Origin of the sequence: Alicycliphilus denitrificans K601, from assembly GCF_000204645.1 — a bacterium.
Taxonomy (GTDB): Bacteria; Pseudomonadota; Gammaproteobacteria; order Burkholderiales; family Burkholderiaceae_C; genus Alicycliphilus; species Alicycliphilus denitrificans.
Window position 1 is genome coordinate 1 of sequence record NC_015422.1, and the last position, 14905, is coordinate 14905.

Below are 14905 nucleotides of genomic sequence, written 5' to 3' on the forward strand. Positions count from 1 at the left end.
ATATCGCCGCCCCGCGCACCCGACGAATTGTGGATAACTCCTTGACAAGCTAGAATCCACGGCCTTTCCCAGTTCCTCCTATCCACAACTAGAACTTCCCGTAATGCACGAGGGACCCTCCCATTCCAGCCACGACACGGACGGCGACAGCGCCGGCCAGGGCCTGTGGCAGGCCTGCACCGAGCAGCTCGCACAAGACCTGCCGGAGCAGCAGTTCAACACCTGGATCAAGCCCCTCGTGGCCCAGGTCTCCCCCGATTTCTCCAAGGTCACCCTGCTGGTGGCCAACCGCTTCAAGCTCGACTGGATCCGCGCCCAGTATGCGGGGCGGATCTCCGCCCTGCTGGAGGAACTGTACGGCCAGCCGGTCACACTGGAGTTAGCGCTCGCTCAGCGTGAATCCGTTGCCAGGACTTATGTTCGCCCCGTGCCGGCCAGTATCGAGGCGCCGGCCGCCAATGCGCCGGCCGGCGCCGCTGCCGAGGAGCCGCCCGCCGGCGCCTTCCGCACGCGCCTGAACCCCGCGCTGACCTTCGAGACCCTGGTCGAGGGCACGGCCAACCGCATGGCGCGCTCGGCCGCCATGCACGTGGCGGGCTCGCCGGGGCACCTGTACAACCCGCTATTCATCTACGGCGGCGTGGGCCTGGGCAAGACCCACCTGGTGCACGCGGTGGGCAACAAGCTGCTCGCGGACCGGCCCGACGCCAAAGTTCTCTACATCCATGCCGAGCAGTTCGTTTCGGATGTGGTCAAGTCGTACCAAAGGCGCACCTTCGACGATTTCAAGGAACGCTATCACTCGCTCGACCTGCTGCTGATCGACGACGTGCAGTTCTTCGCGAACAAGGACCGCACGCAGGAGGAGTTCTTCAACGCCTTCGAGGCGCTGCTGGCCAAGAAGAGCCACATCGTGATGACCAGCGACACCTACCCGAAGGGCCTGGCCAACATCCACGAGCGCCTGGTGTCGCGCTTCGACTCGGGGCTGACGGTGGCGATCGAGCCGCCGGAGCTGGAGATGCGCGTGGCCATCCTGATCAACAAGGCGCGCGCCGAGCATGCCGAGATGCCCGAGGAGGTGGCCTTCTTCGTCGCCAAGAACGTGCGCTCCAACGTGCGCGAGCTCGAAGGCGCGCTGCGCAAGATCCTGGCGTACTCGCGCTTCAACCAGAAGGAAGTGTCGATACAGCTCGCGCGCGAGGCGCTGCGCGACCTGCTGTCCATCCAGAACCGCCAGATCAGCGTGGAGAACATCCAGAAGACCGTGGCCGACTACTACAAGATCAAGGTGGCGGACATGTACAGCAAGAAGCGCCCGGCCAGCATCGCGCGGCCGCGCCAGATCGCCATGTACCTGGCCAAGGAGCTCACGCAGAAGAGCCTGCCCGAGATCGGCGAGCTGTTCGGTGGGCGCGACCACACCACGGTGCTGCACGCGGTGCGCAAGATCGGCGCCGAGCGCCAGCAGCTGACCGAGCTCAACCAGCAGCTGCACGTGCTAGAGCAGACGCTCAAGGGATGATGAAAGCCCGACGCCCCGCGGAAGCACGCCCGTTCGCGGGCAAAATGGCAGGTTCGACGGCCAGGGAGGGGCATGGCCCATGCCGCCGTCTGCGCACCCATTCCAAAACCACCAAAGGTTGACGACATGATTGTCCTGAAGGCAACACAAGACAAGGTTCTCGCCGTCCTGCAATCCGTGTCCGGCATCGTCGAGCGCCGGCATACGCTGCCCATACTGGCCAACGTGCTGATCCGCAAGACCGGCAATGCGCTGCAGTTCACCACCAGCGACCTGGAGATCCAGATCCGCACCACGGCCGAGCTGGGTGGCGACACGGGCGATTTCACGACCACGGTGGGGGCGCGCAAGCTCATCGACATCCTGAAGACCATGCCCGCCGACCAGACGGTGAGCCTGGAGAACAGCCAGACCAAGCTGATCCTCAAGGGCGGCAAGAGCCGCTTCACGCTGCAGACCCTGCCGGCCGAGGACTTCCCGCTGGTGCAGGAGGCCGCCAGCTTCGGCCCCGCGTTCAGCGTGCCGCAAAAGACGCTCAAGACCCTGCTGTCCCAGGTGTCGTTCGCCATGGCGGTGCAGGACATCCGCTACTACCTGAACGGCATCCTGTTCGTGGCCGAGGGCAAGACGCTCTCGCTGGTGGCCACCGACGGCCACCGCCTGGCCTTCGCGAGCAGCGAGCTCGACATGGAGGTGCCCAAGCAGGAGGTGATCCTGCCGCGCAAGACGGTGCTGGAGCTGCAGCGCCTGCTGTCCGACGCCGACGGCGCCATCGAGATGCGCTTCGCCAACAACCAGGCCAAGTTCGGCTTCGGCGGCATGGAGTTCGTCACCAAGCTGGTCGAGGGCAAGTTCCCCGACTACAACCGCGTCATTCCGCGCAACCACCACAACGTCATCACCCTGGGCCGCGCGCCGCTCTTGGCCAGCCTGCAGCGCACGGCCATCATGACCAGCGAGAAGTTCAAGGGCGTGCGCCTGAACATCGAGCCCGGCAGCCTGCGCGTGGCGTCCAGCAACGCCGAGCAGGAGGAGGCCGTGGACGAGCTCGACATCGACTACGGCGGCGACAGCATCGAGATCGGCTTCAACGTGACCTACCTCATCGACGTGCTGGCCAACATGGGCCAGGACATGGTGAGGATGGAACTGGCCGACGGCAACAGCTCGGTCGTCTTCGGCATCCCCGACAACACGCACTTCAAGTACGTCGTGATGCCCATGCGCATTTGAAACTATTGTTTTAATAGCTGCAAGCGCTTGATGGACGGGCGCTAGCACCTATTTCCGCTTAGAGAAGAATTTCGGCCCCTCGCCACGCGCCAGGGGCCCACCGGCCCCAAGGCATTCCATGACCGACGAGAACCAGCCCGATCCCCAGACCACGGCCCCCGCAAGCGTTGACGCCGGCGGCTACGGCGAAGGCGCCATCCAGATCCTGGAGGGCCTGGAGGCCGTGCGCAAGCGTCCGGGCATGTACATCGGCGACACGAGCGACGGCACGGGCCTGCACCACCTCGTGTTCGAGGTGGTGGACAACTCCATCGACGAGGCGCTGGCCGGGCATTGCGACGACATCGTCGTCACCATCCACACCGACAACTCGATCTCGGTGATCGACAACGGCCGCGGCATCCCCACGGGCGTGAAGATGGACGACAAGCACGAGCCCAAGCGCTCGGCGGCCGAGATCGCGCTCACCGAGCTGCACGCGGGCGGCAAGTTCAACCAGAACAGCTACAAGGTCTCGGGCGGCCTGCACGGCGTGGGCGTGTCGTGCGTGAACGCGCTGTCGAAGAAGCTGCGCCTCACCGTGCGCCGCGACGGCAAGACGCACCAGCTCGAATTCTCCAAGGGCGTGGTGCAGAACCGCCTCATCGAGGTGGTGGACGGCTTCGAGGTCTCGCCCATGAAGATCGTAGGCCCCACGGAGAAGCGCGGCACCGAGGTGCGCTTCCTGCCCGACACCGAGATCTTCAAGGAGAACAGCGACTTCCACTACGAGATCCTGGCCAAGCGCCTGCGCGAGCTCTCGTTCCTCAACAACGGCGTGCGCATCCGCCTCATCGACGAGCGAACGGGCAAGGAGGACGACTTCTCCGGCGCCGGCGGCGTCAAGGGCTTCGTGGAGTTCATCAACGGCACGAAGAAGGTGCTGCACCCCACGGCCTTCCACGCCACGGGCTCGCGCCCGGCCGAGAGCTACGGCGGCATCCCCGGCACCGAGATCGGCGTCGAAGTCGCCATGCAGTGGAACGACGGCTACAACGAGCAGGTGCTCTGCTTCACCAACAACATCCCCCAGCGTGACGGCGGCACCCACCTCACGGGCCTGCGCGCCGCCATGACGCGCGTGATCGGCAAGTACATCGAGCAGAACGAGCTCGCCAAGAAGGCCAAGGTGGACGTGAGCGGCGACGACATGCGCGAAGGCCTGTGCTGCGTGCTGAGCGTCAAGGTGCCCGAGCCCAAGTTCAGCAGCCAGACCAAGGACAAGCTCGTCAGCAGCGAGGTGCGCGCGCCCGTGGAGGACATCGTCGCCAAGGCGCTCACCGAGTACCTGGAGGAAAAGCCCCAGGACGCCAAGATCCTGTGCGGCAAGATCGTCGAGGCCGCGCGCGCGCGCGAGGCCGCGCGCAAGGCGCGCGAGATGACGCGCAGGAAGGGCGTGCTCGACGGCATGGGCCTGCCCGGCAAGCTGGCCGACTGCCAGGAGAAAGACCCGGCGCTGTGCGAGATCTACATCGTCGAGGGCGACTCCGCCGGCGGCAGCGCCAAGCAGGGGCGCGACCGCAAGTTCCAGGCCATCCTGCCGCTGCGCGGCAAGATCCTGAACGTGGAGAAGGCGCGCTACGAGAAGCTCCTGTCCAGCAACGAAATCATCACCCTGATCACGGCGCTGGGCACCGGCATCGGCAAGGCCAGCGAGGACGGCAACGGCAAGAGCGGCGCCGACGACTTCGACGCCGCCAAGCTGCGCTACCACCGCATCATCATCATGACCGACGCCGACGTGGACGGCGCGCACATCCGCACCCTGCTGCTGACCTTCTTCTATCGCCAGATGCCCGAGCTCGTCGAGCGCGGCCACATCTACATCGCCCAGCCGCCGCTCTACAAGGTCAAGAACGGCAAGGAAGAGCTGTACCTGAAGGACGCCGCCGCGCTCGACAACTTCCTGCTGCGCGTGGCGCTGAACCACGCCAGCATCAGCACCGGCGGCGACGCGCCCCGCACGCTGGCCGGCGACGAGCTCGCCACCCTGGCGCGCACGCACCAGCACGCCGAGCGCGTCATCGACCGCCTGTCGGCCTTCATGGACGCCGAGGCCCTGCGCGCCGCGGCCGACGGCGTGGCCTTCAACCTCGACACCCTGGAGGACGCCCAGGCCAGCGCCGTGCAGCTGCAGGCCAGGCTGCGCGAACTGAACACCAGCGGCGTGCCCGCCGACGTGACGGGCGAGATCGACCCGCGCACCGACAAGCCCATCCTGCGCATCAGCCGCCACCACCACGGCAACATCAAGAGCAGCCTCATCACGCAGGACTTCGTGGCCGGCGACGACTACGCCGCACTGGCCGAGGCCGCCGAGAGCTTCCGCGGCCTGATCCAGGAGGGCGCCAAGGTCATGCGCGGCGAGGGCGAGAAGCAGAAGGAGGAAAAGATCTCCGACTTCCGCCAGGCCATGCAATGGCTCATCGGCGAAGCCGAGCGCACCACCGCCCGCCAGCGCTACAAGGGCCTGGGCGAGATGAACCCCGAGCAGCTCTGGGAAACCACCATGGACCCCGAGGTGCGCCGCCTGCTGCGCGTGCAGATCGACGACGCGATCGAGGCCGACCGCGTGTTCACCATGCTCATGGGCGACGAAGTGGAGCCGCGCAGGGACTTCATCGAGACGAATGCGCTGCGCGCCGGCAACATCGACGTCTGATTCTTTGTGTAGGTAGCCTCATAACCTGAGAAATCGAGACCCATAAGTTGAGAAATGCCGCCCCATGAACGCCGCCCCTCAGCTTGTACTCATTGATACAAATTGCTTGGTGAGAGCGTATTTCTCTCCACTACGCCCCATTCTTGGGAGGCCGGTGGCGGGCTACGAGCTAAAGACGCTCAATGGCTTGGCGGCGGAGCTGAAAAATTTAGCGAAACGCCCAGACTTGGCTTGGCTCAGTGACCAAGTCATCGTTAACGAAGTTGACGCGGCCACCGTCACGCTTACGAAGGCGCAGCGCCAAGCAATCGACCAAGACGCTTTAGAAATCCAGAAGGTTGGCAACGCAGCCCTCTATGAAGACTACAGAGATAGAAAGCTTAAGGTACGTCGAGCGCTTACGCTGGCCGATTCGAAAGCTCTGGCGGCCTGCCTTGAGCTGAATGCCGCGCTATCAACCGATGAGTGGCCACTCCGCCTCGTGTCCGAGATGTATGACTACGACAACGGGGACTCTGTTCGGCTCTTTTCGAGTGTGGAGTTAATTGCGTTGTTAGAGCACGAAGGGCTAATCAACCGCGAGACCAGGATTAGGACCTATGCGGACTGGTTAAAAAACGGAGAGAAGCTACTAAGAGAGTCGCCAGACATCTACTCTCGACTATTCAATGAGCCCCCACCGACTGCTCAGGACTGATGCTCCCAAAGCACGTGCGACAAGCTTAGGGCGTCGCCTATACCAAGGTTTAAAACACTGGCAATAAAGGCCGGGTTACGCCCGCCTTCGGTCTCTTGGAAGCTCTGAATGGCCCTAAAAACAGGCGTCTTGTAATACTCCCCAGCCTTAACCACATACTCCTGTTGTGAGGGGGTATCACTTCCGGAAATCACCCGCGTCATCGTCGGCACATTAGCACGGCCCCTATTCCAAGCAGCATAAAACTTTGGGGTATCCAGGCCCGTTTTCATACCGTATAGCTGTTCGCTCAAACGGTCTATAGCGCGCAAGATTGTGATAACAGAAACACCGAACCGTTTCGCGTACTCGGTGATGACCACCAATCCATCGCTTGATGCCCTTACGGCAGCCAAGCATTCATTCGCAACCTCATCGGGGAAGACCAACTGTTGCGCAAACTTCTCTGCAAAGGTCTCGCCATCTTCCTCCGAGAGAGCGTGCATGGTCAGACAGTGGCCGTACTCATGTGCAAGCCAATACTTATAGTCATCACTTCTGCAACCCAGATTGAACACAACCCAAAACGTTTTGGACTCTGGCAAGTAAACGGTCAGCGCGTTTTCGTGGCGCTCCTTGTTCAGGCCCCACATGACCGGCACAAAGATAGCCCCAAAAATATGGAAAAGTCTCTCAAGGTTCTCGTTGCTTAGAACGTCGTGGTTCGATAATCCAAGCGAAGCTCGAGCTCGCGTCGCAGCGTTGCGAATACGCTCTGCATCTAGGGAAGGTTCCCGCAGAAGTGGCGGCTCGAAATCAGGCCTTTCATCCACGAAAGGCAAGAGCTGCTCTAAATGGCGCGCCTGCTCTTCTGCAGCATCGCGCATGGGGCCCGAAACAGGTTTATTGAACTTGGTCCGGTAAGCAAACACCGGCGTAGGCGGCTGAACAACGTTCAGCAGGGTCTCGACCGGTATGCCAAGCACTTCGGACAATTTGGTGAGTTTACTTGGACGGGGAATTGACTCTCCGTTCAGCCAATTGGAGGTCGCTTCCTTGCTCACCGTGCAAGCCTCTGCCAAGGCCGTACCGGACATGCCGAGTCTGCGCATTGCGCCTTCAATGGCAGGGATATTCAGCATAGCGAGTGATGATATGGCGGACGTCAAGTTTCGTCAAGTTGTCGCTCTCAAGGCTTGCTGCGTCGCAAGCAGCTTGAGGACTGCCCGTGTGGCACCACACAGCTGTTCGACTGGCGCCACTTCGAAGAGCTCGGTCCTGGAGCCGGCTGTCAGGGTGAAGCTGCTGAATGAAACCAACTCTGAATCAGGAATAGCCACGGTATGCACCATGCTAGCCGACCGCCCGTAGCGCCGCCAACTGCTCCTTGCTGCCCGGGCGATACCTCGTTCTCTGCCCGAACTGCTTCACGTCACTGTCGCTAATGGTGAAAACTGTGGTGTGGTACAGACAGCCTCCGAACCCATTGCTGAGCCCAACATCCTGACCCCCGTAGACATTCTTTTCACCAGCTATCACCCAGACGGGCTCAAGCCCAGCCTGCGCCAGGCACTGCAGGAAATATTCCCGCGAAACCACGCTGAACCGCCCCGGCTTTCAAGGAGGCCGATTGGTTTAAGTTGACACCTCTGTCGAGGTGTCGCTGACGGCGAGTTGCCTCCAGTAGTTTGCCTCAGCTTCTGCCGGAGGGATGCCCCCAATCGGCGTGAGCAGTCGGACGTGATTGAACCAGTGCACCCACTGCAGGGTGGCCAGCTCCACGGATTCCCTGGTCTTCCAGGGTCCCCGGCGGTGAATCAGCTCGGCCTTGTACAGCCCGTTGATGGTCTCGGCCAGTGCGTTGTCGTAGCTGTCACCCCGGCTGCCCACTGATGGCTGGATACCCGCCTGGTCCAAGCGTTCGGTGTAGCGTATGGAAACGTATTGACTGCCCCTGTCGGAATGGTGCGTCAAGGCATGGGCTGCTGGCTGGCGGTCATACAGCGCCTGCTCCAGCGCATCCAGCACGAAGTCCGTTTGCATGCTGCGGCTGACCCGCCAGCCCACGATGCGCCGGGCGTACACGTCCACCACGAAGGCCACGTACAACCAGCCCTGCCAGGTGGAGACGTAGGTGAAGTCCGACACCCACAGCTCGTTGGGCCGGCTGGCCTTGAATTGCCGGTTGACGTGGTCCAGCGGGCACGGTGCCGATGTGTCCGGCGTGGTGGTGCGCACTGTCTTGCCACGGCGTGCTCCTTGCAAGCCCATGGCACGCATCAGGCGCTCGACCGTGCAGCGCGCCACTGCGATGCCCTCGCGGTTCATCTGCAGCCAGACCTTATCGGCCCCGTAGACCTGCCAGTTGGCGTGCCACACGCGCTGGATGTCGGCTTTCAAACCCTCGTCACGCTGGACGCGTTGACTGCGCAGTTGCGGGTTGCGTTGCCGGGCTGCGTGGCGCCAGTAACACGACGGGGCCATCTGCAGCACCCGGCAGATGGGCTCGACCCCGTAGTCATCACGGTGGCGGTCGATGTAGTTCTTCAAGACTTCAATCGGCGGTCGAGCTCCGCCTGCGCGAAAAACGCGCTGGCCGTCTTCAGGATGTCGTTGGCCCGGCGCAGCTCTTTGACCTCACGCTCCAGTTCCTTGATGCGCTGGGCGTCTGCCGTGGTGGTGCCGGGGCGCTGGCCGCTGTCGACCTCGGCCTTCTTGACCCAGTCATTCAAGGTCTGCGGCACGCAGCCAATCTTGGGCGCAATCGATTCAATGGCTGCCCACAGCGACGGGTAGTCGGCTCGGTGCTCCTGCACCATGCGAACGGCGCGCTCGCGGACTTCCGGGGAGAACTTCGGTGACTTGTTCATGGCTCCATCTTCTCAAGAGTTGGTGCCTCCTCGAAATCCGGGGCTGTTCACCACCGACCAGTGCCGCCAGTTTGGTTGAACCCATAACGGTCGCAACACCAGCCATCTTTGCCACCACACCGGAGACGGCGACACCCGCAGCGACACCGACGGCTCCCTGCACAACATGGGCCGCGACCTCCACCCGGTCCGACCCTTCCAATTTTTCTTGTGCCGATTTTTGGCCAGGCTCGGGTCCTTTGTGCTCCATTCGAGTTCCCTGCGCCTTAGGCCACTATGTAGTTCACTACCGCTTTGAAAATATCGACAAGCAGTTTAAAAAACTCCACTGCCAGCTTGACAGTGCTGTGCAGCATGGAGTCGCGTCCTCCCTCTTGGATGTTGTACCCATACAGTGCGACGAGTACGCCGACCAGGGGCGCGAGCAAAGCACCGATGAAAGGAATTGACGCGGATACGAGGGCGGAGACCGCCGCCCCAATGGCTACGCCAATCGCGAGGCCCGGGTTCGCCAAGAAGAAATCAACAATCTTTTTGATGATGATTTTTCCGACTGCGACGACCTCGCCACCGATGACCTTTGTTTTGTCCCAGAGGTCTTGCATCCGAGTAACAACTTCGGGAGGGAGGCCGCGGTCGAGCAGCGCCTTGGCTGCGGCTGCGAAGCTTTCGGCCTGCTGAGCCTCAGCGTTGATAACTGTCAGTTCAAGCAGTGCTACTTCGGGCTTCATCGTCACGGTTTTTCCTTCTTAAGGCGGGCTGAATCTCACTCATTATGCAGGTCGCCCAAGCGAAAAAATCAGCGATGACGCAGCCACATCCAAGCTCCCAGCGCAAGGAAAAACAGAATCGTGGCAACGCTGACCTTGAGGGCCATCGACAGTATCGAAGCGGTCACAGAGAGCGCCCCGAGTTTTACCAACATAGCGCTTGAGAAAACGACCAAAACGGCTGTCCAGAACATTGCAATCTCCGTGGTTGAAAACTGCAGTCTTACGCAGTGAACCGACAGGTCATGTCGTTTTTGGATGCTGTGTCCAAAAATGTGAAAGGGTCAGGCCACGAGCCACTGGTGCAGCGCACACCGGTTGCCCCCCGTGAAGAGGAAGGCTGTTTGGATAGCAGGTGTGACCTGCGATGCCTGGTTGGCTCTAGTCAAACAAGGCGTATAGTGCTTTTTCAGACGCAGAAGACGCTTTTTCATTGATGACCCACGCTGTTTTTGATGGGAGACGCCGCATCGCGGCGGACTCAGAGATGCCTGCAAAAACAGCGCTGGTAGAAATTTCTCAGCTTATGCGTCCAAATTTCTCAACTTATGCTTACCCATGACGCGTAAGTCGTTGATTCATAAGGCATGAAATTCTCGGCTTATGAGGTCACCTACACTTTGCCGCCGCCGAACTCGGGGCCGGGCGGCAGGCGCCGGCCATGACGCTCCCTTGCCACCACATGGCACCATGAGATCCCCCATCGCCATCGTCGACGTCGATCGCCCCGACACCTGGACCCGCTACCGCGCCGGCCTGTGCAACAGCTGCGCGGCCAACTGCTGCACCATGCCGCTGGAGGTGCAGCTGCCCGACCTTGTGCGGCTGGGGCTGGTCGATCCGTTCGAGGCGGAGCATGTCGCACCGAAGCTGATCGCCAGGCGGCTGCTCAAGGCCAGGCTCGTGGACCACTACAGCCCCAGGCACGGGCTCTTCACCATGGCGCGGCGCGCCGATGGGGACTGCGGCTTTCTGGACGCCGCGACCCGGCTGTGCACGGTGTACGAGCGGCGGCCCGAGACCTGCCGCCTGCATCCGCAGACGAAGAGCCCCAGGCCAGGGTATTGCGCCTATGGGGCGAGGACATTGCAGCGCCGCGGTTGAACGCCCGCGGCATGCCCGTCGCCGCTATCCGGGCCGGGGCGCCTGCCTGATCACGCCCCGCTCCAGCAGAAGCGCGATCTGCTCCTGCGACAGGCCGGCCTCTCCCAGCACCTGCAGGGTGCTCTGGCCGATCTCCTGCGGCCGCAGGCGGTAGCTGGCCGGCGTGCGGCTGAACTTGATCGGCGAGGCCACGGAGCGGAAGCCCTCCACCTCGGCCACCATGCCGCGGTGCGCCGTGTGCGGGTGGGCCAGCGCCTCGACCACGTTCTGGATCACACCACAGGGCACGCCCACCGCCACCAGCTTCTGGAACAGCGTCTGCGCGTCGAAGCTGCTGAAGGCGCTTTGCAAATCCTTCTTGAGTTCGAAGCGGTGCACGGCGCGCTGGGCGTTCGTGGCATAGCGCTCGTCCTCAGCCAGGTGCGCATGGCCCACGGCCTCGCACAGGCGCTGGAACTGGCCGTTGTTGCCCACGGCCAGGTAGATGGGCTCGGTGGCGGTGGCGTAGGTGTCGTAGGGCGCGATGTTGGGATGCCCGTTGCCCGAGCGCTGCGGCGCGCGCCCGGTGAACAGGGTGTTGATGGAGTGCGGGTACAGCGAGAAGAGCGCGCTGTCGAACAGTGCCGACTCCACCGACTGGCCCCGGCCGCTGCGCTCGCGCTCGTGCAGCGCCATCAGGATGCCGATGACGGCGTTGAGTCCCGTGGTCACGTCCACGATGGGCACGCCCATGCGCGTGGCCACGCCCTCGGGGTCGCCATTGATGCTCATCAGGCCGCTGAGCGCCTGCACCGCCGCGTCGTAGCCCGGCAGCCCGCCCAGCGGGCCGGTGGCGCCGAAACCGGTCACGCGGCAGTGGATCAGGCGCGGGAAGCGCTCGCGCAGCACCTCGTCGTAGCCCATGCCCCAGCGCTCCAGCGTGCCGACCTTGAAGTTCTCTATCAGCACGTCGGCGTCCTGCAGCAGGCGCATCACCACGTCGCGCCCCTCGGGCGCGGCCAGGTCCACGCACACGGTGCGCTTGTTGCGGTTGATGCCGGCGAAGTACGAGGCCATGCCGGCATCGTTGAACGGCGGCCCCCAGGTGCGGGTCTCGTCGCCTGCGGGGCCCTCGACCTTGACGACGTCCGCCCCGTGATCGCCCAGGATCTGCGCACACAGCGGACCGCCCAGCACGCGCGACAGGTCCACCACCTTCAAACCATCCAATGACGCCATTGCGGCCTCCTATGCAAGATCCAGTGCCGACAGCTCGCCGGCCTCATTCCAGCGGGCGGGCCGCTTTTCGCGGGCGGCGCTCACGCCCTCCATCGCCTCCGAGCGCATCTGGCCGGCGAACAGCTCCGCGGCCTCGTCCAGGTAGCCCTGCAGCGCGCCGCTGGCCTGCAGCGGCGCCACGGGCAGCCGGCCCAGCATGCGCTTGGTGCAGGCCGAGGCCTGCGGCGCCGTGGCCACGACGGATTCCAGCACCTGCCGCGTGAGCGCGCCCAGCGCCTGGTGCGAGTCGGCCACGTAGTCCAGCAGGCCGATGCGGTGGGCCTCGGCCGCGTCGATGCGCCGCCCGGTCAGCACCAGCCGCCGGGCCGCGGGCAGGCCCAGGCGCGCCGCGACGAACGGCAGGATCTGCCCAGGCACCAGGCCGATCGCGGCCTCGGGAAAGCCGAACCTGGCCTCGGGCGATCCGACAGCGATGTCCACCGCGCAGGCCAGGCCCGCGCCGCCGCCCATGGCCGCGCCCTGGACGCAGGCCACGGTCACCTGCGGCACGTTCACCAGCTGCGTCAGGAACTCGCCATAGCGGCGGTTGCCGGCGGCGATGGGGTCGCGCCCGTCGGGCCCCGCCGCGGCAGCCAGCCTGTCGCCCAGGTTGCCCAGGTTGCCCCCGGCGCTGAACGCAGGGCCCGCGGCCGTCAGCAGGATGACGCGCACCCCGCTCTGGCCGGACGCCTCGCCCACCGCTGCGGACAATGCCTGCACCATCTCCGCCCCCAGAGGGTTGCGGGCATCGCCGCGGTTGAGATGGATGCGGGCCACCGGCCCCACGCGGGATGCGAGCACCCAGGCTTCGCTGTCTTCTGCTTGCATCGAAAACCTCTTTCCCAAAGAGCTACCTACAATGGCCGCGCATGAGCAAGGGCATGCGCAACCTCGATATCGGCCTGCTGCGCACCTTCGTGGCGGTGGCGGAGCGCGAGAGCTTCACCAACGCCGCCGAGAAGGTCTACCGCACGCAGGCGGCGGTGTCCCAGCAGATGCAGAAGCTCGAATCCGTGCTGGGCTGCGCGCTGTTCGAGCGCGTGGGCCGGCGCAAGAAGCTGACCGTGGAGGGCGTGCGGCTGCTGGAATACGCGCGGCGCATGGTCGGCCTCAACGACGAGGCCTACCGCGTCATCACCCAGCAGGCGGCCACCCAGCCCGTGAAGATCGGCGCCTGCGCCGACGCCGTGGACACCCTGCTGCCCGCCTACCTGGAGATCTGCGCTGAGAACTTCCCCAACCTGAGCATCGACATCCAGGTCGGCCGCAGCCGCTGGCTCGCGTCGGCGCTGCGCAAGGGCGACATCGACCTGATGCTGGACATCACCCCGCACCCCGAGTTCGCGCACACGGTGCTGCGCACCTCGCCCGTGGCCTGGATCGCCGGAGCGCGCTACCACCCGCAGGCCGGCGCCTCGGTGCCGCTGATCCTGATGGAGGCGGCCTGCCCTTTCCGCAGCAGCATGGTGCAGGCGCTGACCGAGGCCGGCATCCCCTGGCACGCGGCCTTCGAGACATCGACCCTGGCCGGCGTGCGCGCCGCGCTGCGCGCGGGGCTGGGCGTCACGGCGCGCGCCGTGGAGATGCTGGCGCCCGACCTGCGCGTGCTCGACCCGCAGGCCCGCCTGCCGGCGCTGCCGCCGATCAGCTTCTGCCTGTACTGGCGCGCCGACGCCAGCCATGAAAGCGCGATGAAGGTCCGCCATCTCATTGCACCCCATTAGGGCTGCTGCATCCCGGCTTCGATGATGATCCGGCCCCAGTCCCTGGTGTCGCGTGCCTGCAGGTGCAGCAAGTGCTCGGGCGAGACCGGCGTGGGCACCAGGCCCTTCTTGACGAGGAAGTCCTGCCCCGCGGGCGATTCCAGCGCCTCGCCGATCCAGCGCGACAACGCGGCCGACACGGGCTGCGGCGTGGTGGCCCTGGCGCTCCAGATCGCGATCCAGGAGCTGACGTCGAAGTCGGGATAGCCCAGCTCGGCCACGGTGGGCACGTCCGGCAGGCTGGCGATGCGCTTGCTGCTCGACAGCGCGAGCGCCCGCACCGTGCCGGCCTTGATCTGCGGCAGCGCCGTCAGCATGTCGCAGAAGTAGTAGTCGAACTGGCCGCCGATCAGGTCCGTCATGGCCTGGGCGCTGCTCTTGTAGGGCACGTTCACCGCGTTGATCCTGGTGAGCTGCTTGAAGCGCTCGCCCGCGATGCGCCCGCCCACGTTGGCGCTGGCGAACGACAGGGTCTGTCCGTCCTTGCGGGCCCAGGCCAGGAAGTCCGCGGCCGTGGTCTGCGCGATGCGCTTGGGGTTGACCAGCATTGCGTACGGCGTATTGGCCATGGTGGCCAGCGGCGTGAAGTCCTTGTCCGGGTCGTAGGCCAGCTTCTTGTATATCGTGGCGTTGGCCGCATGGGTGGACGAGCCCGACACCAGCAGGTTGTAGGCATCGGTCGGCGCGCGCACCACGGCCTCGGCCGCGATGTTGCCGTCCGCGCCGGGGCGGTTCTCCACGATCACCGGCTTGCCGCCGCGCTGGGCGATGGCGTCGCCCACGTAGCGCGCAATGGCGTCCGACGCGCCGCCCGCCCCATAGGCGACGATGATGCGCACCTGCTTGTCGAGCCTGAAGTCTGCGGCGCCCGCGCCCTGGGCCAGGGCGGGCAGGCCCGCCGCCATGCCCAACCCCATGGCGCCCGCGCTGCGCAGCAGTTCGCGGCGTGACAACCGGGACTCGTGATTCAGTATCTGCATGGTCTGTCTCCTTGGTATCGCTATGG

The 14905-nt window shown here is 64.4% G+C and carries 13 protein-coding genes and 1 other annotated feature; of the genes, 6 read left to right on the forward strand and 7 right to left on the reverse strand.

The features are described 5' to 3' along the window. Positions 1 to 103 precede the first annotated feature (103 nt). From dnaA to ALIDE2_RS00030, 4 genes are all read left to right on the forward strand, one after another. Positions 104 to 1525 (forward strand): chromosomal replication initiator protein DnaA, encoded by a 1422-nt coding sequence (dnaA, locus tag ALIDE2_RS00015; protein ID WP_013721111.1) that lies wholly within the window; start codon positions 104 to 106, stop codon positions 1523 to 1525. Between the two features lie 126 nt (positions 1526 to 1651). Further along, positions 1652 to 2758: a DNA polymerase III subunit beta gene (gene dnaN / locus ALIDE2_RS00020; protein WP_013516928.1), complete on the forward strand. Its 1107-nt coding sequence runs from the start codon at positions 1652 to 1654 to the stop codon at positions 2756 to 2758. A gap of 118 nt (positions 2759 to 2876) precedes the next feature. After that, positions 2877 to 5459: a DNA topoisomerase (ATP-hydrolyzing) subunit B gene (gyrB, locus tag ALIDE2_RS00025; protein ID WP_013721112.1), complete on the forward strand. Its 2583-nt coding sequence runs from the start codon at positions 2877 to 2879 to the stop codon at positions 5457 to 5459. Between the two features lie 64 nt (positions 5460 to 5523). Continuing rightward, positions 5524 to 6156: a hypothetical protein gene (locus ALIDE2_RS00030; protein WP_013721113.1), complete on the forward strand. Its 633-nt coding sequence runs from the start codon at positions 5524 to 5526 to the stop codon at positions 6154 to 6156. On the opposite strand, the gene ALIDE2_RS24145 is transcribed toward ALIDE2_RS00030, so the two are convergent. From ALIDE2_RS24145 to ALIDE2_RS25140, 4 genes are all read right to left on the reverse strand, one after another. Then, positions 6147 to 7277 carry a helix-turn-helix domain-containing protein gene (locus tag ALIDE2_RS24145; protein WP_013721114.1) on the reverse strand — a complete coding sequence of 377 codons (1131 nt, stop codon included), beginning with the start codon at positions 7275 to 7277 and terminating at the stop codon, positions 6147 to 6149. The two genes, ALIDE2_RS00030 and ALIDE2_RS24145, sit on opposite strands and share 10 nt — an antisense overlap. A 493-nt stretch (positions 7278 to 7770) precedes the next feature. Continuing rightward, positions 7771 to 9005, reverse strand: a protein-coding gene (locus tag ALIDE2_RS00045) for an IS3 family transposase (protein WP_085945337.1) whose coding sequence is annotated in 2 segments (ribosomal slippage) — positions 7771 to 8717 and positions 8717 to 9005 — 1236 coding nt in all. Because the reading frame shifts where the segments join, the coding sequence is not laid out codon by codon here. Then, positions 8611 to 8727, reverse strand: a sequence feature (AL1L pseudoknot). It overlaps the preceding gene by 117 nt. Before the next feature lie 266 nt (positions 9006 to 9271). Beyond that, positions 9272 to 9742 carry a hypothetical protein gene (locus ALIDE2_RS00055; RefSeq protein ID WP_148262952.1) on the reverse strand — a complete coding sequence of 157 codons (471 nt, stop codon included), beginning with the start codon at positions 9740 to 9742 and terminating at the stop codon, positions 9272 to 9274. 62 nt (positions 9743 to 9804) lie between these two features. Then, positions 9805 to 9969 (reverse strand): hypothetical protein, encoded by a 165-nt coding sequence (locus ALIDE2_RS25140; protein ID WP_158307686.1) that lies wholly within the window; start codon positions 9967 to 9969, stop codon positions 9805 to 9807. A 496-nt stretch (positions 9970 to 10465) separates the two neighbouring features. Here ALIDE2_RS25140 and ALIDE2_RS00060 point away from each other — a divergent pair, with 496 nt between their 5' ends. Then, the gene (locus ALIDE2_RS00060; RefSeq protein ID WP_013721118.1) at positions 10466 to 10879 is read left to right on the forward strand and encodes a YkgJ family cysteine cluster protein; all 414 of its coding nucleotides are present in this window, start codon (positions 10466 to 10468) and stop codon (positions 10877 to 10879) included. A 24-nt stretch (positions 10880 to 10903) separates the two neighbouring features. On the opposite strand, the gene ALIDE2_RS00065 is transcribed toward ALIDE2_RS00060, so the two are convergent. After that, positions 10904 to 12097: a CaiB/BaiF CoA transferase family protein gene (locus ALIDE2_RS00065; RefSeq protein ID WP_013721119.1), complete on the reverse strand. Its 1194-nt coding sequence runs from the start codon at positions 12095 to 12097 to the stop codon at positions 10904 to 10906. Positions 12098 to 12106: 9 nt separating this feature from the next. Continuing rightward, positions 12107 to 12964 (reverse strand): enoyl-CoA hydratase/isomerase family protein, encoded by an 858-nt coding sequence (locus tag ALIDE2_RS00070; protein ID WP_013721120.1) that lies wholly within the window; start codon positions 12962 to 12964, stop codon positions 12107 to 12109. Positions 12965 to 13017: 53 nt separating this feature from the next. On the opposite strand from ALIDE2_RS00070, the gene ALIDE2_RS00075 reads away from it, so the two are divergent. Further along, a complete protein-coding gene (locus ALIDE2_RS00075; RefSeq protein ID WP_013516933.1) occupies positions 13018 to 13860 on the forward strand; it encodes a LysR substrate-binding domain-containing protein in 843 nt (280 codons plus the stop codon). Here the strand turns inward: ALIDE2_RS00075 and ALIDE2_RS00080 are convergent. Beyond that, positions 13857 to 14879 carry a Bug family tripartite tricarboxylate transporter substrate binding protein gene (locus ALIDE2_RS00080; RefSeq protein WP_013516934.1) on the reverse strand — a complete coding sequence of 341 codons (1023 nt, stop codon included), beginning with the start codon at positions 14877 to 14879 and terminating at the stop codon, positions 13857 to 13859. The genes ALIDE2_RS00075 and ALIDE2_RS00080 overlap by 4 nt on opposite strands. Positions 14880 to 14905: the final 26 nt, after the last annotated feature.

Bases quoted from the DNA above. Each gene is read 5' to 3' on its own strand.
- ALIDE2_RS00080 (WP_013516934.1), bottom strand. From the start codon at position 14,879: ATGCAGATACTGAATCACGAGTCCCGGTTGTCACGCCGCGAACTGCTG.
- gyrB (WP_013721112.1), top strand. From the start codon at position 2,877: ATGACCGACGAGAACCAGCCCGATCCCCAGACCACGGCCCCCGCAAGC.
- ALIDE2_RS00030 (WP_013721113.1), top strand. From the start codon at position 5,524: ATGAACGCCGCCCCTCAGCTTGTACTCATTGATACAAATTGCTTGGTG.
- ALIDE2_RS00060 (WP_013721118.1), top strand. From the start codon at position 10,466: ATGAGATCCCCCATCGCCATCGTCGACGTCGATCGCCCCGACACCTGG.
- ALIDE2_RS25140 (WP_158307686.1), bottom strand. From the start codon at position 9,969: ATGTTCTGGACAGCCGTTTTGGTCGTTTTCTCAAGCGCTATGTTGGTA.
- ALIDE2_RS00065 (WP_013721119.1), bottom strand. From the start codon at position 12,097: ATGGCGTCATTGGATGGTTTGAAGGTGGTGGACCTGTCGCGCGTGCTG.
- ALIDE2_RS00070 (WP_013721120.1), bottom strand. From the start codon at position 12,964: ATGCAAGCAGAAGACAGCGAAGCCTGGGTGCTCGCATCCCGCGTGGGG.
- dnaA (WP_013721111.1), top strand. From the start codon at position 104: ATGCACGAGGGACCCTCCCATTCCAGCCACGACACGGACGGCGACAGC.
- ALIDE2_RS24145 (WP_013721114.1), bottom strand. From the start codon at position 7,277: ATGCTGAATATCCCTGCCATTGAAGGCGCAATGCGCAGACTCGGCATG.
- dnaN (WP_013516928.1), top strand. From the start codon at position 1,652: ATGATTGTCCTGAAGGCAACACAAGACAAGGTTCTCGCCGTCCTGCAA.
- ALIDE2_RS00075 (WP_013516933.1), top strand. From the start codon at position 13,018: ATGCGCAACCTCGATATCGGCCTGCTGCGCACCTTCGTGGCGGTGGCG.